At 51.9% G+C, this 20,902-nt stretch carries 17 protein-coding genes; 12 read left to right on the forward strand and 5 right to left on the reverse strand.

The window, feature by feature from the left end:
* Nucleotides 1-27: 27 nt before the first annotated feature.
* Entirely contained in the window at nt 28-972 is a 945-nt protein-coding gene (locus SOJ49_RS08145; RefSeq protein ID WP_369857726.1) for a chemotaxis protein CheV, read from the forward strand.
* 63 nt (nt 973-1,035) lie between these two features.
* Complete coding sequence (locus SOJ49_RS08150) at nt 1,036-1,845, forward strand: MOSC domain-containing protein (protein WP_369857727.1); 810 nt, start codon at nt 1,036-1,038, stop codon at nt 1,843-1,845.
* Between the two features lie 30 nt (nt 1,846-1,875).
* Here SOJ49_RS08150 and SOJ49_RS08155 read toward each other — a convergent pair whose 3' ends face one another.
* From SOJ49_RS08155 to gltA, 3 genes are all read right to left on the reverse strand, one after another.
* Nucleotides 1,876-2,481, reverse strand: coding sequence for a hypothetical protein (locus tag SOJ49_RS08155; protein WP_369857728.1), 606 nt, complete (start codon nt 2,479-2,481; stop codon nt 1,876-1,878).
* A gap of 149 nt (nt 2,482-2,630) precedes the next feature.
* Nucleotides 2,631-3,521 (reverse strand): NAD(P)-dependent oxidoreductase, encoded by an 891-nt coding sequence (locus tag SOJ49_RS08160; RefSeq protein ID WP_369857729.1) that lies wholly within the window; start codon nt 3,519-3,521, stop codon nt 2,631-2,633.
* Between the two features lie 147 nt (nt 3,522-3,668).
* Nucleotides 3,669-4,946, reverse strand: coding sequence for a citrate synthase (gene gltA / locus SOJ49_RS08165; protein ID WP_369857730.1), 1,278 nt, complete (start codon nt 4,944-4,946; stop codon nt 3,669-3,671).
* Nucleotides 4,947-5,329: 383 nt separating this feature from the next.
* Here gltA and sdhC point away from each other — a divergent pair, with 383 nt between their 5' ends.
* The 10 genes from sdhC to SOJ49_RS08215 all read left to right on the forward strand — a co-directional run bounded on the left by sdhC (nt 5,330) and on the right by SOJ49_RS08215 (nt 18,607).
* On the forward strand, nt 5,330-5,680 hold the full coding sequence (gene sdhC, locus SOJ49_RS08170; protein ID WP_369857731.1) for a succinate dehydrogenase, cytochrome b556 subunit: 351 nt from the start codon (nt 5,330-5,332) through the stop codon (nt 5,678-5,680).
* Complete coding sequence (gene sdhD / locus SOJ49_RS08175) at nt 5,674-6,021, forward strand: succinate dehydrogenase, hydrophobic membrane anchor protein (protein WP_369857732.1); 348 nt, start codon at nt 5,674-5,676, stop codon at nt 6,019-6,021. The genes sdhC and sdhD overlap by 7 nt, the downstream gene beginning before the upstream one ends.
* Before the next feature lie 3 nt (nt 6,022-6,024).
* A complete protein-coding gene (gene sdhA, locus SOJ49_RS08180) occupies nt 6,025-7,797 on the forward strand; it encodes a succinate dehydrogenase flavoprotein subunit (protein ID WP_369857733.1) in 1,773 nt (590 codons plus the stop codon).
* A gap of 13 nt (nt 7,798-7,810) precedes the next feature.
* On the forward strand, nt 7,811-8,521 hold the full coding sequence (locus tag SOJ49_RS08185) for a succinate dehydrogenase iron-sulfur subunit (RefSeq protein ID WP_369857734.1): 711 nt from the start codon (nt 7,811-7,813) through the stop codon (nt 8,519-8,521).
* A 280-nt stretch (nt 8,522-8,801) separates the two neighbouring features.
* Nucleotides 8,802-11,639, forward strand: a complete 2,838-nt coding sequence (locus SOJ49_RS08190; RefSeq protein WP_369857735.1) for a 2-oxoglutarate dehydrogenase E1 component — start codon at nt 8,802-8,804, stop codon at nt 11,637-11,639.
* A gap of 26 nt (nt 11,640-11,665) precedes the next feature.
* The gene (gene odhB / locus SOJ49_RS08195; RefSeq protein WP_369857736.1) at nt 11,666-12,862 is read left to right on the forward strand and encodes a 2-oxoglutarate dehydrogenase complex dihydrolipoyllysine-residue succinyltransferase; all 1,197 of its coding nucleotides are present in this window, start codon (nt 11,666-11,668) and stop codon (nt 12,860-12,862) included.
* A gap of 21 nt (nt 12,863-12,883) precedes the next feature.
* Nucleotides 12,884-14,323, forward strand: coding sequence for a dihydrolipoyl dehydrogenase (gene lpdA, locus SOJ49_RS08200; protein ID WP_369857737.1), 1,440 nt, complete (start codon nt 12,884-12,886; stop codon nt 14,321-14,323).
* 145 nt (nt 14,324-14,468) lie between these two features.
* Nucleotides 14,469-15,635 (forward strand): ADP-forming succinate--CoA ligase subunit beta, encoded by a 1,167-nt coding sequence (sucC, locus tag SOJ49_RS08205; RefSeq protein ID WP_369857738.1) that lies wholly within the window; start codon nt 14,469-14,471, stop codon nt 15,633-15,635.
* A 9-nt stretch (nt 15,636-15,644) separates the two neighbouring features.
* A complete protein-coding gene (gene sucD / locus SOJ49_RS08210) occupies nt 15,645-16,517 on the forward strand; it encodes a succinate--CoA ligase subunit alpha (RefSeq protein ID WP_369857739.1) in 873 nt (290 codons plus the stop codon).
* Between the two features lie 200 nt (nt 16,518-16,717).
* Nucleotides 16,718-18,607 (forward strand): propionyl-CoA synthetase, encoded by a 1,890-nt coding sequence (locus SOJ49_RS08215; protein ID WP_369857740.1) that lies wholly within the window; start codon nt 16,718-16,720, stop codon nt 18,605-18,607.
* 180 nt (nt 18,608-18,787) lie between these two features.
* On the opposite strand, the gene uspE is transcribed toward SOJ49_RS08215, so the two are convergent.
* Both uspE and SOJ49_RS08225 read right to left on the reverse strand, forming a co-directional pair.
* On the reverse strand, nt 18,788-19,714 hold the full coding sequence (gene uspE / locus SOJ49_RS08220) for a universal stress protein UspE (protein WP_369857741.1): 927 nt from the start codon (nt 19,712-19,714) through the stop codon (nt 18,788-18,790).
* A gap of 113 nt (nt 19,715-19,827) precedes the next feature.
* Nucleotides 19,828-20,748, reverse strand: a complete 921-nt coding sequence (locus SOJ49_RS08225) for a LysR family transcriptional regulator (protein ID WP_369857742.1) — start codon at nt 20,746-20,748, stop codon at nt 19,828-19,830.
* Nucleotides 20,749-20,902: the final 154 nt, after the last annotated feature.

Raw genomic sequence — 20,902 nt, forward strand, 5'->3', positions numbered from 1 at the left:
GTTGAGAATATGTGACTGGAGCTGAATATGAGCGGTGTCTTGAGCAGCGTCGATGCCCGAACCAAACTGGTTGGGCAGAATCGCCTGGAACTCCTGTTATTTCATCTGGGTGGCAGCCAGTTTTTTGCCATCAATGTATTTAAAGTTCAGGAAGTGATGCGACTGCCGCGACTAACCCGTATTCCGGATTGCCACCCGGTTGTGCGAGGGGTGACGCATTTACGGGGTCAAACGGTACCGGTCGTGGATTTACGTCAGGCGATTCAGATGGGGCCACTGAACATGGACGCCGTCGATGCCACGATTATTGTGACTGAATATAACAAGACGGTGCAGGCATTCCTGGTTGGGGGCGTCGATCGCATTGTGAATATGAACTGGAATGAAATTTTGCCGCCACCGAGTGGCGCTGGACGACAGCACTATCTGACGGCCATCAGCCGGATGGATGGTCGTATTGTCGAAATTATTGATGTTGAGAAAGTATTGGCAGAAATATCACCCTACAACACGCAGTTGTCGGATGATGTCTACGACCGCGGATTGCTGAACCAAGTGCAGGGCAAGAAGATTCTGATCGTGGATGATTCCATGGTGGCAATTGAGCAAATGCGGCAGGTGCTGGTGCCCATGGGGCTGACGATTGTTGAGGCGCGTAATGGTCTGGATGCCTATCAATTATTGATGCACTGGAAAGAGCAGGGCATGGACATTAACGACGAACTGCTGATGATCATTACGGATGCAGAAATGCCGGAGATGGATGGTTATATGTTGACGACGGAAATTCGTCGTGATCCGGTGCTCAAGGATACGATCGTAGTACTGCATACGTCGCTGTCTGGCAATTTTAATAAGGCCATGGTGGAAAAAGTGGGTTGCGACGGATTTTTGTCAAAATTTGCGCCCTTTGAGATGGCCGCCGAAGTACAGCGGCATATTCGTACCAAGCTGGAAAACCGCTCGAGTTAAAGTGTTCTCTATTTTCCGTGTAGTCGTTATTCTTTGTGGGTGTTTTTCCAGGCAGGGGATGCCATGACTACGCCAACCGTTGAAATAACCGGTCTGTATCTGTATCCGGTCAAGTCCTGCGCAGGGTATCGGGTCGACAGGCTGACATTTGATCACCAGGGGCCGGAAGGTGATCGTCGTTATATGATTGTGGATCCGGACGGACGTTTTCTGACCCAGCGCCAGTTGCCAGTGATGGCTGGGATTCAGACGCAACTTCAGCAAGGTGTACTGACGTTGGGGTTCGCAGGCATGGCGGATCTGGTGGTGAATACGCCGGTCGATCAGGATGTGACGGTATCCATCTGGTCGGATACGGCTCAGGCCCTGGATTGTGGTGAACCTGCGTCCAAGTGGTTAAGTAGCGTTCTTGGCAAGCCAGCAAGGTTGGTGTTTATGCCAGCCGATAGTCATCGCCAGATTGATCCTGATTTTGCCAGAACAGGGCAGTGGGTCAGTTTTGCCGATGGCTTTCCGCTGTTGGTGACCAGCGAAGAGTCACTGGCGGTATTGAGCCAGTCGGCTGGGGTCGAAATTGATATGTTGCGTTTTCGGCCCAATGTGGTGGTTCGGGGTGGGGAGGCATTTGCTGAGCAGCAATGGCAGCGTTTGGATCATCCTGATGGACAGTTGTTGTTGGTCAAACCCTGTGAGCGTTGTGTGATTCCGACGCGAGATCTGCTGACCCAGCAGCGTCAGTCAGAGGTAGTTGCGGCCTTAAAGCAGCATTGTCTGGTTAATCAGCGGCTGATCTTCGGGCAAAACGCAACCGTTGATCACATCGCACAGTTACGTGTTGGGGAGACGTTGGAGATTGTGACCGTTGCTCCCTGAAGGCTTTGATGATCGGGATATTTCAGCCTGTCAGAACAGCTCGATTTCGTCGGTGGTGTCGAAAGTATCATTAGCACTTTGACGGAAATGGTGGTGGTAGATCTCCAGAGCTTCTGCAACACTTTTGCCGGCCATGATCTGTTCGAACATGATGCGTTCGGCTTCCATGGTGTAATAGCCCTTGATTTCTTGTTGCAGTCCTTGCCAGGCATTCGGCTGGTAGCGGGAGCCTCCGTCGGCCATCAAATGGCCCATGTGCTCCAGACTGCGGCTGACGTGATCCAGACGCTGGGTCAGGCGATCATAGAACTGGAAAGCAATAATGGCTTCCTGGATTTCCTGATTGACCTCTGTGGCGATTTGGTGAATTTCACTGCGCAAGCGGCTGGCTGTTGGTTCCTCGGCCTGCAGCGGCTCATCCTTGGTAATCTGCAGAATTCGCAAGGTGTTGTTGGCCATGCCGGTAAAATTGGTCGACAACTTGTCCACCGACTGACCACCCTCCGTTAACGAGGTTTCAATCTGGGCAACTGCCAAGGCGAGCATGGCCAGTGTTTCGCCTATCTGGCTCCAGTCCATTTCCTTGTCTTCTGGTCGGGCTTGTCCTGAAATGGAATGACGATCATGGGTGGTCATAGTGCTCTGCTCCCGTTTATTGGTTAATACTAGACCAGATCTCAAGGTTTGCCCGGCTATGACGGGATCCTGTTTACCGTGGACAGATTGCCCGGTTCCGGTGGTCGACAATGACGGTGGTGTCAGGGCAAGTCACCTTGGGCAGCGCCTTATTTTTGTTGCTGCAGGCGCTTTAGTAGTACTGATGTATCACTGCGACCTTCGCCCATCAATTGCAGCTCGGCATAAAACTGGTCGACCAGTTCTGTGACTGGCAGGGCGACACCACTGCGCTTGGCCTGATCCAGGCAAATACCAAGATCCTTACGCATCCAGTCGATAGCAAAGCCATGGTCGTAGTCATTATCGAGCATGGTTTGGTAGCGATTGTTCATTTGCCAGCTACCTGCTGCACCTTGGGAAATAACCTGAATTACCTTCTCAAGATCGAGGTCATTGTGTTGGGCAAAATGAATGGCTTCTGCCAATCCCTGAAGTAATCCGGCGATGCAGATCTGGTTGACCATTTTGGTCTTTTGGCCGAAGCCAGCAGTACCCAGCCGAGCAATGGCGCGGGTGTAGGGGGCTGTGGTGGTGATTACCTTATCCAACAGCTGTTCATCGCAACCCACCATGATACTGAGCTGGCCATTGATGGCTCCTTGCTGACCCCCGGAAACGGGAGCATCGACAAAGTGGCAGCCCATCTGCTGGGCGGTGACACTCATTCGCTCTGCAAGAACAGAAGAGGTGGTTGTGTGGTCAATAATAATTTGTCCATTTTGACAATTTTGTCCACTTTGTCGTATCCCCTCGAGAATCCCGTCATGACCTGTCATCAGTGTCTCAACGTCGCTGTCGCGGCCTGCGCAAAGCAAGATAACTTCTGCTCCTTTAGCCGCAGCTGCCGGGGTAATTGCTTTTTTACCACTATATTGTTGTAACCATTGGTCGGCTTTACTCTCCGTGCGGTTATATACGGTAACGTTAAATCCGGCATTGGACAGATGGCCGGCCATTGGAAAACCCATTGTTCCAAGACCTATAAATGCAATATTCATTATTAGATATCCTGATTAATCCAGAAGAAACGTTTATTAATGAGTGGGGTTGTATCTGATGGTAGCGGAATTGATAACGACATTAATAGTGCGGTTGCATAAAAAAGGCCGCTTGAATAAGCGGCCTTTTTTATAATTTTATCGGATTCAGGCCGGATAATCCCGACGTTTGTGCCCGGTATACAACTGACGTGGACGACCAATGCGGTAATCGCTGCTGATCATTTCGTTCCAGTGGGCAATCCAGCCAGGGGTGCGGCCGGTGGCGAAGATAACGGTGAACAGCTCCGTCGGGATGCCAATTGCCTTGAGGATGATGCCGGAATAGAAGTCGACGTTTGGATACAGACCGCGCTTGATGAAGTACTCGTCTTCTGTAGCGATTTTTTCCAGTTTCATGGCGATCTTCAGCATAGGATCGTCTTCCATGCCCAGTTCAGCCAAAACTTCGTCGCAGGTCTGCTTCATCACCTTGGCGCGTGGGTCAAAGTTCTTGTAAACGCGGTGGCCGAAGCCCATCAGGCGGAACGGATCGTCCTTGTCCTTGGCACGTTCAACAAACTTGTCGATGTTGGATTCGTCACCAATTTCAGCCAGCATGCGTAATACCGCTTCGTTGGCGCCACCGTGTGCAGGCCCCCACAGGGCTGCGATGCCTGCTGCAATACAGGCAAACGGGTTGGCACCGGTAGATCCCGCCAGACGTACAGTCGAGGTAGAGGCGTTCTGCTCGTGGTCGGCATGCAGCAAGAAGATACGATCCATGGCCTTGGACAGGATGGGGCTGACTTCACGGTCTTCACAAGGAGTATTAAACATCATATGAAGGAAGTTTTCGGAATAGCCCAGGTCATTACGCGGGTACATAAATGGCTGGCCAATGGAGTATTTGTAAACCATGGCTGCCAATGTGGGCATTTTAGCGATCAGTCGATGGGCAGAAATAACGCGGTGATTGTCGTCATGAATGTCGAGCGAATCGTGATAAAAAGCGGACAGGGCACCAACAACGCCACACATAATGGCCATCGGATGCGCGTCACGACGGAAACCGTTAAAAAAGTGGCTCAATTGCTCATGAACCATGGTGTGGTTCTTGATTGTGCTGACAAAGGTTTCCTTTTCTGCAGCAGATGGCAGCTCGCCGTGCAATAACAAATAGCAGGTTTCCAGATAGTCGGACTTTTCTGCCAGTTGTTCAATCGGGTAGCCACGATGCAGTAAAACACCGGCATCACCATCGATATAGGTGATTTTGGATTCAGTGGCTGCGGTGGAAACGAAGCCGGGGTCGTAAGTAAACAGGCCTTTGCCAGTCAGGCTACGAACATCAACAACATCCGGCCCAAGGGTTCCTTCATATACAGGTAATTCCAGGGATTCTTCAATGCCATCGACCGTTAGTATTGCTTTTTTGTCAGCCATGGATAGGCCTCCTGCTGTTCAAATTAAGCCCAGTAATTAAGGCGTTACCTCTAATTAAGGGGGTTCACTATAGGTTGTGAACTCGTTTTGTCAATTACCATGGGGTCGAGCATATCTTTCTATTCAAGCGGAGTATATTGCACCGCTCAGATGCATTGTGTCTGTACGTCGTGTAAACACTACATACCATAGTAGTAAACTCGCGGCGCTAAGTGTTTGTAAAAGAGAAGGTGCATGACTATAATTTGTCGCGGCCTCAAAACTTGTGCAAAACTTGTACAGGCTGGAGGTCGTCTTCTTGAGCCCGCGCTCGCTTCCCGTTTTGCGGGCAGTGAGCCCATAAGAGAGTGTAAAGAGCCGTGAATAGCAATAGACCTACAAACTTGGATATTTCTACTATTGAGCTCCCTCTTCCCGCCAAAGCATCCATTATCCATCGTGTATCCGGTTTCATTCTGTTCTTCTCCGTCGCTTTTATGCTGACGGCGCTGGCGGAATCGCTGGAGTCTGCGGAAAGCTTCGCCAATCTGACGAATGCATTTGATAACGGGATAGTCAAGTTCATCGCCTGGGGCATTTTGTCTGCATTGGGTTACCACTTTGTGGCGGGTGTAAAGCATCTGTTGATGGACATGGGAATTGGTGAAACCAAAGAAGGCGGACACACCGGTGCCATTATTACTCTGGTGCTAGGCGCGATCGTAATTCTTCTGGCAGGAGTTTGGGTATGGTAGCAAGTGTTACAAATCTTGGCCGTAGTGGCCTTTATGACTGGGTAGTACAGCGTCTTAGTGCTGTTGTGCTGGCCCTCTATACACTGTTTCTTGTGGGCTTTCTGGTGGCTTCACCAGATTTGCAGTTCGCTCAGTGGCAGGGATTGTTTGCTCATACCTGGATGAAAGTGTTCAGTATGGCCGCCCTGGTTTCGATTTGTGCTCATGCCTGGGTTGGCATGTGGACCATCTCGACCGATTACCTCAAAAATGCTGGCGTACGTACTTTGTTCCAACTGGTGTGCGTCGGGTTTTTGTTTGTTTACCTCGTTTGGGGTATCGATATCCTCTGGAGCGTGTAAGTTATGTCATCAATCAGAACTCTTTCGTTTGATGCCATCGTGATCGGTGGTGGTGGTGCTGGCATGCGTGCCGCACTGCAGCTGACCGAGGCGGGTATCAAGACCGCGTGTGTGACCAAGGTTTTTCCAACTCGTTCCCACACGGTATCGGCACAAGGTGGTATCACCTGTGCTATCGCTTCCGATGATCCCAACGACGACTGGCGTTGGCACATGTACGATACCGTCAAAGGCTCCGATTACATCGGTGACCAGGACGCTATCGAGTACATGTGTTCTGTCGGCCCTCAGGCCGTGTTCGAACTGGAACATATGGGTTTGCCTTTCTCCCGTACGGCAGAAGGTCGAATCTATCAGCGTCCGTTCGGTGGACAGTCCAAGGATTTTGGTAAGGGCGGTCAGGCTGCTCGTACCTGTGCTGCAGCAGACCGTACCGGTCATGCTTTACTGCATGCTCTGTATCAGGGCAACCTGAAAGGCGGCACGACCTTCCTGAATGAATGGTATGCCGTGGATCTGGTGAAAAATTCCAAGGGCCAGGTCGCCGGTGTTATCGCTATTGATATCGAATCCGGTGAAACTGTCTATATCAAGGCCAAGGCAACGGTTCTGGCAACTGGCGGTGCGGGTCGTATCTATCAGTCCACCACCAATGCCCTGATCAACACGGGTGATGGTGTTGGTATGGCTATCCGTGCTGGCGTGCCAATGCAGGATATGGAAATGTGGCAGTTTCATCCCACCGGTATTGCCGGAGCGGGTGTGCTGGTTACAGAAGGCTGTCGTGGAGAGGGTGGTTACCTGATCAACAAGGATGGCGAACGTTTCATGGAGCGCTATGCTCCAAACGCCAAGGATCTTGCCGGTCGTGACGTTGTGGCACGTTCCATGGTATTGGAAATTCTGGAAGGCCGTGGTTGTGGTGAAGATGGCGATCATGTGTTCCTGAAGCTGGATCATCTGGGTGAAGAGACCCTGAATGCCAAGCTGCCAGGTATTCTGGAATTATCTCGCACGTTCGCACACGCTGACCCGGTGAAAGAACCGATCCCGGTGGTTCCTACCTGTCACTATATGATGGGGGGTATTCCTACCAATATTGGTGGTCAGGCATTGACTCTGGACGAGAGCGGCAATGATGTTGTCGTTGAGGGTTTGTACGCCGCCGGTGAGATAGCTTGCGTTTCTGTACACGGTGCTAACCGTCTGGGTGGTAACTCGCTGCTGGATCTGGTGGTGTTTGGCCGTGCCGTTGGTTTGCAGGTTGAGCAAAGCTTCCGTGACGGATTTGAGTCTGCAGATGCTTCCGAAGCCGATGTTGAAGCTGCCATGGCGCGTCTGAACCGACTGAATAACTCCAGCGGTGGTGAGAGTGTTGCCGACGTTCGTGCGGATCTGCAAAAAACCATGCAACTGTACTTTGGCGTATTCCGCGAAGGTCCAAGCATGGAAAAAGGTCTGGCGATGCTGGATGAACTCGGTGTGCGTCTTAAAAACACCGTTCTGGATGACAAGAGCGGTGCGTTTAACACGGCCCGTATCGAGGCTCTGGAACTGGATAACCTGTTCGAAACTGCCTATGCAACAGCGGTTGCGGCGATTGAACGCAAGGAATCTCGTGGTGCACATGCCCGTAACGACTTCACTGAACGTGATGACGAAAACTGGTTGTGCCATTCTGTATACTTCCCGCAAACCAAGACCATTGGCAAGCGCGCAGTGAACTTCGCTCCCAAGACTATGGAAGCGTTCCCACCGAAAATCCGTACCTATTAATGGGAGGTATGCAATGCTGGTAAGTATCTATCGCTACAACCCAGAGAAGGATTCTGCGCCCTACATGCAGGATTACGACATTACTGTCCCTGGTGGCAAGGATGTCATGGTTCTGGACGTTCTGGCTCTGGTGAAAGAGCAGGACTCGAGCATGGCTTATCGCCGCTCTTGTCGCGAAGGTGTTTGTGGCTCTGATGGCATGAACATTAACGGCAAGAACGGTCTGGCCTGTATTACGCCGATTTCTGAAGCGACCAAAGGCAAGATGGACAAGCTGGTATTACGCCCGCTGCCCGGTATGCCGGTCATTCGTGATCTTGTCATTGATATGACAATGTTCTACACCCAGTATGAGCGTATCAAACCGTTCTTGCTGAATAACAAGCCTGCGCCTGCAATCGAGCGGCTGCAGTCTCCGGAAGAGCGCGAGAAGCTGGATGGTTTGTACGAGTGTATTCTGTGTGCCTGCTGTTCAACGGCTTGTCCGTCGTTCTGGTGGAATCCTGATAAATTCGTTGGCCCGTCTGGTCTGTTGCAGGCATACCGCTTTTTGGCGGATAGCCGTGATACCGCAACAACAGAGCGTCTGAATGATCTTTCTGATCCATTCAGTGTGTTCCGTTGTCGCGGTATTATGAATTGTGTCAACGTATGTCCAAAAGGTCTTAACCCGACCCGCGCAATTGGTCATATTCGCAACATGCTGTTGAGCCAGCAGGTTTAAACGGCAACTGGCCGGCATTCCGCACTCTATGGAATGCCGGTTAGACGTAAGTGGGCTGGACACACAGCCCGTTTTCGTGAAAAATTTTTGAAAGTCACGCCCACAAAGCGCGGCTTTACGAATCTAATAATGTAATTGAGGGACCAGGGTATTCCTGCTTCACCTCAGAGGCCTTGCGACCTATCAGTCGGCCCTCTAACTCGCCTGGCAGTGCTAGAGTTGGTGCAAAATACTCTGTTGGTGATCGTCCTCAATGTTTACAGGAACAGGGTGATCGTACATGCACGAGCAAACAATGGAGCAGCTATGGAGCACCTCCCAGTTAGCGGGTGGTAACGTTGCTTACATAGAAGAGCTCTATGAAGCCTATCTTAAGGATCCTGGTGAGGTACCTGAAGAGTGGCGTAATTATTTTGATCAACTCCCAAGAGCCGACGAAAGCGTCACCGTCGACACACCCCACAAACCGATCCGTGAGCAGTTTTTGCTCATTTCGAAAAATCAGCATCGCAACCGCCCGGTATCTCAGGGCAGTGTCAGTACCGAGCACGAGCGCAAGCAGGTTCAGGTATTGCAGCTGATTAACGCCTATCGTGGTCGTGGTCACCAGCATGCTGCTCTGGATCCCCTGGGCCTGATGGAGCGTCAGAGCGTTCCTGACCTGGACTTACACTTCCATGGCTTGTCGAAGGCTGATCTGGATACCCGATTCCAGTCTGGTTCCCTGTTTATTGGCCAGGACGAAGCAACGCTGAAAGAAATTGTTGATGCGCTTGAGGCTACCTATTGTGGCACCGTCGGTTCCGAATTCATGCACATCGTCAATACCGCAGAGCAACGCTGGTTTCAGCAACGTCTGGAAAGCGCACGCTCGCATCCCAAATACAGTAAAGAAGTCAAACTGCATTTGCTGGAGCGACTGACTGCGGCTGAAGGCCTGGAAAAATATCTGGGTTCCCGTTATCCCGGTGTTAAACGTTTTGGTCTTGAAGGTGGAGAGTCACTGATTCCCTTGATGGATGAACTGATTCAGCGCTTTGGCTCTTACGGTGCCAAGGAAATTGTTATCGGCATGGCGCACCGTGGTCGTCTGAATACCCTGATCAACACCTTGGGTAAAAAGACGTCTGACCTGTTCAACGAATTTGAAGGCAAGTCTGAATACCAGTCCCATGGCGACGTCAAATACCACCAGGGTTTCTCTTCCAACGTGATGACCTCTGGCGGTGAAGTACACCTGGCGCTGGCGTTTAACCCATCCCATCTGGAAATTGTATCTCCAGTGGTTGAGGGGTCGGTACGCGCTCGTCAGGATCGTCGTGGAGACACGGTGGGTGAACTGGTTGTTCCTATTTCAATGCATGGTGATGCCGCATTTGCGGGTCAGGGTGTTGTTATGGAAACCTTCCAGTTGTCCCAGACTCGGGCTTACAAGACTGGCGGTACCATTCATATCGTCATCAACAACCAGGTGGGCTTTACAACCTCCAAGCGCGAAGATGTTCGTTCTACTGAATACTGCACCGACGTTGCCAAGGTTATTGAAGCACCTATTCTGCATGTGAATGGTGATGATCCGGAAGCGGTCTTGTTTGCTGCCCAAATTGCTGCTGATTACCGCCGTGAATTCAAGAAAGACGTGGTTATTGACCTGGTTTGTTATCGTCGCCGTGGTCATAACGAAGCGGATGAGCCTTCCGGTACCCAGCCGATCATGTACGCACAGATCAAGAAGCAGAAAACCACCCGCGAACTGTATGCGGCGAAGTTGATTGCTGATGCAGTGATTAGCGCTGAAGGTGTGAAAGATCTGGAAGAGGAATACCGCAAGGCGCTTGATGAAGGGCGCCACGTGGTCAAAAGTCTCGTCAAGGAGCCAAACAAGGAGCTGTTCGTCGACTGGACGCCATATCTGGGTCATGAGTGGACTGCCGATGCCGACACCACCTTTGATCTCCAGGCATTGCAGGAGCTTTCCAACAAGTTGCTGGAAGTACCGGAAGGCTTTGCTGTTCAGCGTCAGGTTGGCAAGATACTGGAAGATCGTGGTCGCATGGGGGCCGGTGCATCTCCGATTAACTGGGGTTACGCTGAAACCATGGCGTATGCAACCCTGTTGAAAGAAGGTTACCCGGTTCGTATCACCGGCCAGGATGTGGGTCGAGGCACGTTCTCCCACCGTCATGCTGTGTTGCATAACCAGAAAGACGCCAGCCGTTACGTTCCTCTATGTCATGTCAGTGAGAATCAGCCAGCATTCGATCTCTATGATTCGTTGTTGTCTGAAGAAGCTGTACTGGCCTTTGAATACGGTTACTCAACTACGACCCCTGGCGGTCTGGTCGTTTGGGAAGCTCAGTTTGGTGATTTCGCCAACGGCGCCCAGGTGGTATTTGACCAGTTTATTTCCAGCGGCGAACACAAGTGGGGCCGCCTGTGTGGTCTGACCATGCTGTTGCCACATGGATATGAAGGACAAGGCCCTGAGCACTCGTCAGCGCGGCTGGAACGTTACCTGCAATTGTGTGCCGAGCATAACGTCCAGATCTGTGTACCTTCCACGCCAGCACAGGTTTACCACATGCTGCGTCGCCAGGTAATTCGTCCGGTGCGTAAACCGCTGGTGGTGATGTCTCCGAAGAGTCTGCTGCGCCATAAACTGGCAACCAGTACGTTGGAAGAACTGGCCGAAGGTCGTTTCCAAACGGTGATCAATGAGATTGACGAACTGGAAACACAGGCTGTACGTCGTGTGCTGCTGTGTTCAGGCAAGGTCTACTACGATTTGCTGGAACGTCGTCGTGCTGAAGAAATCAACGATATCGCGATCGTCCGTATTGAACAGCTGTATCCGTTCCCTCATGACGATCTGGAAGAAGTTCTGGCTCCGTATACCAATATGGAAGAGATCTTCTGGGTCCAGGAAGAACCTAAAAACATGGGTGCCTGGTACAACAGCCAGCATTACATGCAACGTGCCATTAACAACCTGAAGCCGGGAATGACACTGAACTACGCGGGACGTGCTGCATCTGCTTCACCAGCCGCTGGCTATATGGCGCTGCACCTTGCGCAGCTTGAACAATACATTAGTGAAGCTCTGGATCTTCAGGGCTAATCGCAGGAATCCTTAAGGAAAAAATAATGAGCATCGAAATCAAGGCACCCACTTTTCCTGAATCAGTTGCCGATGGCACGGTAGCAACCTGGCACAAACAGCCAGGCGAGGCTGTTGAGCGTGATGAGCTGCTGGTTGATATCGAGACCGATAAAGTGGTTCTGGAAGTCGTCGCTCCAGCGAATGGCACACTCAAGGAAGTCTTCAAGGGTGAAGGCGAAGTGGTACTGAGCGATGAAGTTCTGGCCATTTTTGTTGAAGGTGATGTTGCAGCAACGGCTCCTGCGGCAGCCGCGCCAGCGGAGACTGCACCTGCAGCCGCGACTGGTGATCTGATCATGAGCCCGGCGGCTCGCAAGATTGCAGAAGAAAACGGCGTGGCTGGTGCGGATATCAAGGCGACGGGCAAAGATGGCCGTGTCACCAAGGAAGACGTTGTTAATCATCTGAAAACCGGTACTGCCAAGCCAGCGGCAGCCGCACCGGTTGCTGCAGCACCTGTTGCAGCACCTGTTGCGGGTGAGCGTATTGAGAAACGCGTTCCAATGACCCGTTTGCGTGCGACTATCGCCAAGCGTCTGGTTGAAGCGCAGCAAAATGCAGCCATGTTGACGACGTACAACGAAGTCAACATGAAGCCGGTGATGGAACTGCGCAAGATGTATAAAGACCAGTTCGAGAAAGTACACGGCCAGAAGCTTGGCTTTATGTCTTTCTTCGTCAAGGCTGCTACAGAAGCGCTGAAACGCTTCCCTGCTGTTAATGCGTCTCTTGATGGCAATGATATGGTTTATCACGGCTATCAGGATATCGGCGTAGCCGTATCAACAGAACGGGGCCTGGTTGTGCCTGTACTGCGTGATACTGACAGCATGGGTCTGGCAGAAATTGAGGGCACTATCGGTGACTTCGCCAAGCGTGGCCGTGACGGCAAACTGGGTATGGATGACATGCAGGGTGGTACCTTCACCATCACCAACGGTGGTGTGTTTGGTTCCCTGATGTCCACTCCGATCCTGAACCCGCCGCAAACTGCGATTATGGGTATGCACAAGATTCAGGATCGCCCGATGGCGGTTAATGGCCAGGTTGAAATCCTGCCAATGATGTATCTGGCGCTGTCTTATGACCACCGCATGATTGATGGCAAGGAAGCGGTTCAGTTCCTGGTAACCATCAAGAACCTGCTGGAAGACCCTGCACGTATGCTGCTGGACGTATAATCGACAAATTAAGGATTTGTAATGAGCAAGAAATTTGATGTAGTCGTAGTTGGTGGTGGTCCTGGCGGTTATGTGGCTGCCATTCGTTGCGCCCAGCTGGGTCTGAAGACGGCTTGTATTGACAAGTGGTTGAGTAAAGACGGTAAAGGCGTATTTGGTGGTACCTGTCTGAACGTGGGTTGTATCCCATCGAAAGCGTTGCTGGACACGTCACATAAATATGAAGAAGCCAAACACGATTTTGATCTGCATGGTATCAGCACCGGTGAAGTGTCTATCGACATTGCCACCATGCTGGCGCGCAAGGATCAGATCGTTAAAAACCTGACCATGGGTGTTGCCGGTTTGTTCAAGGCCAATGGTGTGACAGGTCTGGAAGGCACGGGCAAAGTGCTGGCTGGCAAAAAAGTGGAATTCACTCCTCATGGTGGTGAAGCCGAACTGATTGAAGCCGAACATATCATCATCGCCACCGGTTCTGTTCCTGTGAACATTCCGCCAACGCCACTGACCGACGATATTATTGTTGATTCAACCGGTGCGCTGGAATTCAAGAACGTTCCTGCTCGTCTGGGTGTGATCGGTGCCGGTGTTATTGGCCTGGAACTGGGTTCAGTATGGGGCCGTCTGGGTGCCAAGGTGACCGTTCTGGAAGCACAGGACAAGTTCTTGCACGTGGCTGACCAGGCTGTCGCCAAGGAAGCGCAGAAACTGTTCACCAAGCAGGGTATGGACATTCGTCTGGGTGCCCGTGTGACCGGTTCTGAGATAAAAGACGGTGCTGTTGCCGTCACCTTCCAGGAAGGTGGCGAAGAAAAGACCGAAACTTTCGACAAGCTGATTGTTGCGGTTGGTCGCAAGCCATACACCGACGGTCTGCTGTCTGGTGACAGTGGTGTGAATCTGGATGAGCGCGGCTTTATTCACGTTGATGAAGCCTGTAAAACCGATGCTCCAGGAATCTGGGCCGTCGGTGACGTGGTGCGTGGCCCAATGCTGGCGCACAAGGCCTCTGAAGAAGGTGTTATGGTGGCCGAGCGTATCCATGGCCACAAAGCTCAGGTGAACTACGACGTGATTCCTTCCGTTATCTATACCAGCCCAGAAATTGCCTGGGTTGGCAAGACGGAAGAACAGGTCAAGGCCGAAGGCGAACCGTACAACGTGGGCATGTTCCCGTTCGCTGCCAATGGTCGGGCCATGGCAGGGAATCAGACGGAAGGTTTCGTCAAAATGATCGCTCACGCTGAAACAGACCGTATTCTGGGTGCCAGCGTGATTGGCCCCAATGCCGGTGATCTGTGTCAGCAAGTGGTTGTGGCGATGGAATTCGGTTCCAGTGCTGAAGATATCGGCATGATGGTGTTTGCGCACCCAACCGTGTCTGAAGCGGTTCATGAGGCCGCTTTGGCTGTGAACAATGCTGCGATTCATAAAGCGAATCGTCGCCCGAAGAAGTAATCCCGATGTAAAACATTGGCCCGGTTATCCGGGCCTTTGCTTATATTGCTGAACACTCGGCACTCCGTGCGCCACACAATGGCTGTTCAGTTAACACAGGCTGTCGGGCAACCCCCGACAAAGTAAAAGAAACAGGACGAAAGCGATGAACCTTCACGAATATCAGGGTAAACAGCTTTTTGCTCAGTACGGTCTGCCAGTTTCAAAAGGTGTGGCAGCCAAAACAGCAGAAGAAGCAGCAGCTGCAGCTGACGAAATCGGTGGCGACCGTTGGGTAGTCAAAGCACAGGTCCACGCTGGTGGTCGCGGTAAGGCTGGTGGTGTGAAACTGGTTTCTTCCAAAGAAGAAATCAAAGCGTTTGCTGACCAGTGGCTGGGTAAAAACCTGGTGACTTACCAGACAGACGAAAATGGTCAGCCGGTTAGCTGCATTCTGGTTGAAACCTGTACCGATATTGCTCAGGAGCTGTATCTGGGAGCGGTTGTTGACCGTTCAACCCGCCGCATTGTTTTCATGGCATCGACCGAAGGTGGTGTGGAAATCGAGAAGGTTGCAGAAGAAACGCCAGAAAAGATCCTGAAAGCAACGATTGATCCTCTCGTTGGTGCACAGCCATACCAGGGCCGTGAGCTGGCGTTCAAACTGGGCCTGCAAGGCGACCAGATCAAGCAGTTCACCAAGATCTTCCTGGGTCTGGCGCAGCTGTTTGCTGACAAAGATCTGGCACTGCTGGAAGTGAACCCGCTGGTTATCACTTCTGAAGGCAATCTGCACTGTCTGGATGCCAAGCTGAACATCGACAGCAACGCGGTATACCGTCACAAGGATCTGCAGGAAATGCACGATCCGTCCCAGGAAGATGAGCGCGAAGCGCACGCTGCCAAGTGGGAACTGAACTACGTCGCCCTGGATGGTGACATCGGTTGTATGGTTAACGGCGCTGGCCTGGCCATGGGTACCATGGACATCGTCAAACTGCACGGCGGCAACCCTGCCAACTTCCTGGACGTGGGCGGCGGTGCTACCAAGGAACGTGTTGTTGAAGCGTTCAAGATCATCTTGTCTGATGATTCCGTTAAAGCGGTATTCATCAACATCTTCGGCGGTATTGTGCGTTGTGACATGATTGCTGAAGGCGTTATCGGTGCAGTCAAGGAAGTCGGCGTGAAAGTACCTGTCGTTGTGCGTCTGCAAGGTAACAATGCAGAGCTGGGTACCAAGGTTCTGTCTGAAAGTGGCCTGAACATTATTGCTGACACCGATCTGACTGGCGCAGCACAGAAAGTTGTTGCCGCAGCAGCTGGCAAATAAGGGGTAATCATGAGCGTTTTAATCAACAAAGATACTAAAGTTATTTGTCAGGGTTTTACGGGTGCTCAAGGTACCTTTCACTCTGAACAGGCAATTGCATACGGCACCAAGATGGTCGGTGGTGTTACTCCAGGCAAGGGTGGTCAGACTCACCTGGGCCTGCCGGTATTCAACACGGTTGCTGAAGCGGTTGAAACGACGGGTGCAGAAGCCTCTGTTATCTACGTTCCAGCACCTTTCTGTAAGGATTCGATCCTGGAAGCCGCTAACGCTGGCATCAAGCTGATCGTATGTATCACCGAAGGCATTCCTACCCTGGACATGCTGGATGCCAAAGTTAAGTGTGACGAGCTGGGCGTTCGCCTGATCGGCCCTAACTGCCCAGGTGTGATCACTCCTGGAGAGTGCAAGATCGGCATCATGCCAGGTCACATCCACCTGCCAGGTAAAGTCGGCATCGTTTCTCGTTCAGGGACCCTGACGTACGAAGCGGTCAAGCAGACGACAGACTACGGTTTCGGCCAGTCTACCTGTGTTGGTATTGGTGGTGACCCAATTCCGGGTACCAACTTCATCGACGTACTGGAATTGTTCCAGAACGATCCACAGACTGAAGCCATCGTGATGATTGGTGAGATCGGTGGTACTGCTGAAGAAGAAGCCGCAGCCTACATCAAGGCTAACGTTACCAAGCCGGTAGTGTCCTACATCGCGGGTGTTACTGCTCCTGCAGGCAAGCGTATGGGTCACGCTGGTGCGATCATCTCTGGCGGTAAAGGTACTGCAGATGAGAAGTTCGCAGCGTTGCAAGACGCTGGTGTAACCACCGTTCGCAGCCTGGCTGATATCGGTAAAGCACTGAAGGAAAAGACTGGCTGGTAAGTTGTTACCTCCGGTTTCCTGAAAAACCCGCTTCGGCGGGTTTTTTTTGGCCTGCTGTTCGCAGCAGCTAGTGTGCAAAGATACTCTTGAAAGAATCTAACGGTCGTAAGATATAGACCAAGGTGTGATCCCCCTTGGTCGAATAGCTGGATGAATACGTCATGGCCTATCGTATCCCGACAGTCAAGTGGGGAAGGCTTATGACATACCAACAACAATATAAAAAATCCATCAATGACCCTGAAGGTTTTTGGGCGGAACAGGCTGGCAGAATTCAGTGGTTCAAGGTGCCAGACGTTACCCTGAGTAAAGACGAGAATGGCGTCGACCGCTGGTTCGCTGATGGTGAACTGAATACGGCCTATCTGGCACTCGACCATCACGTGTTGCAAGGGCGTGGAGATCAGCTGGCACTGATCTACGATTCTCCTGTCACCAATACCAAACGTTCTTATACCTATAAAGAACTGACAGCAGCGGTTGCCCGGTTTGCTGGTGTCCTGAAGGCTCAGGGCGTTGAGAAAGGCGACCGGGTTGTTATCTATATGCCGATGGTGCCGGAAGCCGCGATTGCCATGCTGGCGTGTGCACGTTTGGGAGCCATTCACTCGGTCGTGTTTGGTGGTTTTGCTGCCAGTGAGCTGGCTATGCGTATCGACGATGCGGCACCCAAGGTTCTGGTGTCAGCGTCGTGCGGTATTGAGGTCAACAAAATCATTGAGTACAAGCCTATTCTCGATGCGGCTATCGACATTGCGGCTCACAAGCCGTCACGTTGCATTGTGCTACAGCGTGATTTGTGTCGCTGTGAATTGAATGATCGCTACGATCTCGATTGGGAGATCGGGATGGCAGCCGCCGAGCCTGCAGATTGCACGCCGGTACTGGCGACAGATCCTTTGTATGTGCTGTATACCTCTGGCACAACCGGTAAACCCAAAGGGGTGGTTCGCGACAACGGTGGCCACGCCGTGGCGATGAAATACAGCATGGACGTGGTATATGACATGCAAATTGGTGATGTCTTCTGGGCTGCCTCGGATGTTGGCTGGGTGGTTGGGCATTCGTATATCGTCTATGCCCCGTTGCTGGCAGGATGCACCACCGTATTTTACGAAGGCAAGCCGGTACGTACGCCGGATGCCGGAGCTTTCTGGCGTGTGTGTGAGGAGTATGGCGTCAAAGGTCTGTTCGCAGCCCCGACAGCGTTTCGTGCTGTGCGGAAGGAAGATCCCGACTGTTTGCTGGCACAGCAATATGACCTCAGTAAACTGAAGACCATTTTTATGGCTGGCGAACGCTTGGATCCGCCGACTTATGACTGGGTGCTGGAACACATTCAGCGACCGATTGTGGATCATTGGTGGCAAACCGAAACCGGCTGGGCCATTGCCGGGAATCATATGGGGCTGGAACCGGCCAAAGTAAAAGCTGGCTCTGTTACCCGTCCTTCGCCTGGCTACAACGTGCAAATCCTGGATTCTCACGGCAAAGCGGTTGCCGCCAATGAACAGGGCAGTATTGCAATCAAGTTGCCATTGCCACCCGGATGTTTGCCCACCATCTGGGGCAACCATGATCGTTTTGTGGCAGGTTATCTGCGCACCTTTGACGGTTATTATATTACCGGCGACGGCGGTTATCTGGACGATGATAACTATCTGTTTGTTCTCGGTCGTACCGACGACATTATTAACGTTGCCGGTCACCGTCTTTCTACCGGCGAAATGGAGGAAGTGGTGGCGGGGCATTCGGCTGTCGCCGAGTGTGCCGTCATTGGTCAGGCTAGCGATCTGAAAGGTGAGGAGCCTCTGGGTCTTATCCTGCTTAAAGATGGCATCGATATTGACGAAGAGGAATTGCAGCGAGAGCTGGTCAAACGCGTACGTGACCAGATTGGTGCGGTTGCCAGCTTCAAGCATGCGGTGGTGGTGCAGCGCCTGCCAAAAACCCGTTCAGGCAAGATTCTGCGCAAGATTCTGCGTAATATTGCCAATAACGAAGAATATACTGCGCCATCGACGATTGATGATCCTTCGTGCCTGGCTGAAATTGAAACCACTCTGAAAGAAAAGGGCGTCAGAAAATAAAAGCCGGGAACTTAATCCGGGAAGTGAGTCATACCATTGTGGCCGGGCTGGCACTCAGTCCGGTCACATCCGGTAGTGGCGTTATTCTGTTACCGGATGTGCTCTCTCACTCTCTGTCCTGAATTTTACCGGGCCTTTTCTTTTGGCCCGGTTTTTTTTGCTTGATTTTTACTTGCAGGGCTATTCTGCTTCAGGCAGAACACCATCCTGCGGTTTGATCACTATCACATCGCAAGGCACTTTGTCGACCAGCTGCTCGGCGGTGTTGCCAATCAATACACCGGCAATGCCACTGCGGCCGACTGAGCCAACTACCAGTACGTCAGCGGCCACAGCAGTTGCTGTCTCGGCAACGACGGTATCGGTTTCCCCTTCGGCAATATGAACGTGATCCTCGTGAATGTTGTATTTCTTGGCCAATTGCTCGCAGGCATCCTGATGCTGTTCAGTGATATAGGCCTGAATATCGTCCGGCGCAGTGACTTCAGGAACCATGGCAAAGGCAATGGCAACCTGAGGAAAGGCATTAACCATATGCAGATCGGTATCAAAATGATCGGCCAGATGTTCTGCAAACGAGAGAATGTTGTCGCTAATAAGCTGGTGGCCGTCATCAACTGACGTCGCATCAATGGCGGCCAGTATACGATTGTGTTGCCAGGCGGCGGGGGATTTCACCAGCAGTACGGGAGCCGGACAATGGCGCATCAGGTTCCAGTCGGTATGGGTGAACAGGCGATCGATCAGGCTATGAGGGTGAGTCCCCTTGATAACCAGATCGTAATCTGTCGCTCGCATGGATTCGATAACGGCTTCATGCAGATGCTTCTGCCAGTGGACTTCCGTACGCACCGTGATGCCACGTTCCTGTACTTCCGGTACAAAGCTTTCAATCCAGCGCTCCGTTGAATCAATACGTGCGCGGCGAATTTGCTGCTTGGTGGTTTCTTCCAGAGAAGAACTGTCACCACAGTAAGGTTCGTAAACCGACGTCAGCAGACTGACATCGGCCTTGAGTACCCCCGCAAGCCAGAGCGCCTTGTCGAGTGCTATTTGCTCAGGGTGTTCAGCGTCGAGCACGACCAGCAAATGGTTGATATCCAGCATAACGGCTTCTCCCGTGTTATTGATGTACAAGGGGGTAATGATAATACGTTGACCGGTTTGCGGGTTGAATCCAGATCCACTTCCCGTTGGTATTGACCGTCAACATCCCCAGCTTACGCTTCACCTTCTGTTGCCACTATGTCATGGATCAAGTTGGTCGGTTCGGTGGCTGAATCGCTTAGCAGTGCAATAAATGCGCTGGCGGCATTGGTGAGGGTACGGTTTGCCAGATGAATAACACCCAGCGGCCGAATCATTGGAGCGCCAGGCCAGGGCAATACAAACAATTGATCGTCTGTCATGCTGGATGGCAGTACCGACCAGCCAAGGCCAACGCTGACCATCATCTTGATGGTTTCCAGATAGTTGGTCGGCATATGGGTTTCCAGCGTCAGACCGGCATCTCGAAAAGCCGCGTCGACAACCCGGTAAGTGATGGTATCCGGTTCTGGCAAAATAGCGACATTTTCAGCCAGACTGAAGAGGCTTATTTGTTGTTGGCAAGCAAGTGGGTGGCCAGGAGCACAAACACAGACCATGTCATCCTGCCAGAGCGGGATCGCTGTAACCCGATCCGGTTGCCGTTCATCCAGCGTTGTCAGCGCCAATTCGACCCGGCGTTGCTCGACGGCCTGATAAGCATCTTCAGAACCCAGGAAACGAATGTCCAGTCGTACCGCAGGGTATTGGCGGACAAAGGATTTCAGAAAAGGCGGGATTCGATGCAAGCCAATATGGTGGCTGGTAGCGATGCTGAGAGTGCCTTCAACGGAGCCTGCCAGATTATTGATCTGAATCTGGGTGTCATTCATCAGCTCAAGGATTTCACGTGCTTTTGGAAGTAATCGTTGGCCTGATTCGGTCAGACTGATGGAACGGTTGTGGCGTTCAAACAAGGGGCTGTCGAGCTGCTGTTCCAGTTGCTGAATGCGTTTGGAAACGGCAGATTGGGTTAAAAACAGCTGCTCTGCTGCCAGCGAAAACGATTGGTGGCGGGCAACCGCCAAAAAGGCTTTAAGTTGTTGGCTATCCATGCTGGGCCTCGGAGTAAGTCGCTGCTGATGTTATTGGCTTCTGATTCCTGTTAGGAATTCAATATAGAAAAAGAATGAATTTGTGTTGTTTAACAGAGTGAGTACCATAAGGCAATCACCCGCTCATCAAGCGGCGTAGACCGTGAAAGCACAC

This window comes from Candidatus Thalassolituus haligoni (assembly GCF_041222825.1).
Classification (GTDB): domain Bacteria; phylum Pseudomonadota; class Gammaproteobacteria; order Pseudomonadales; family Oceanobacteraceae; genus Oceanobacter; species Oceanobacter antarcticus.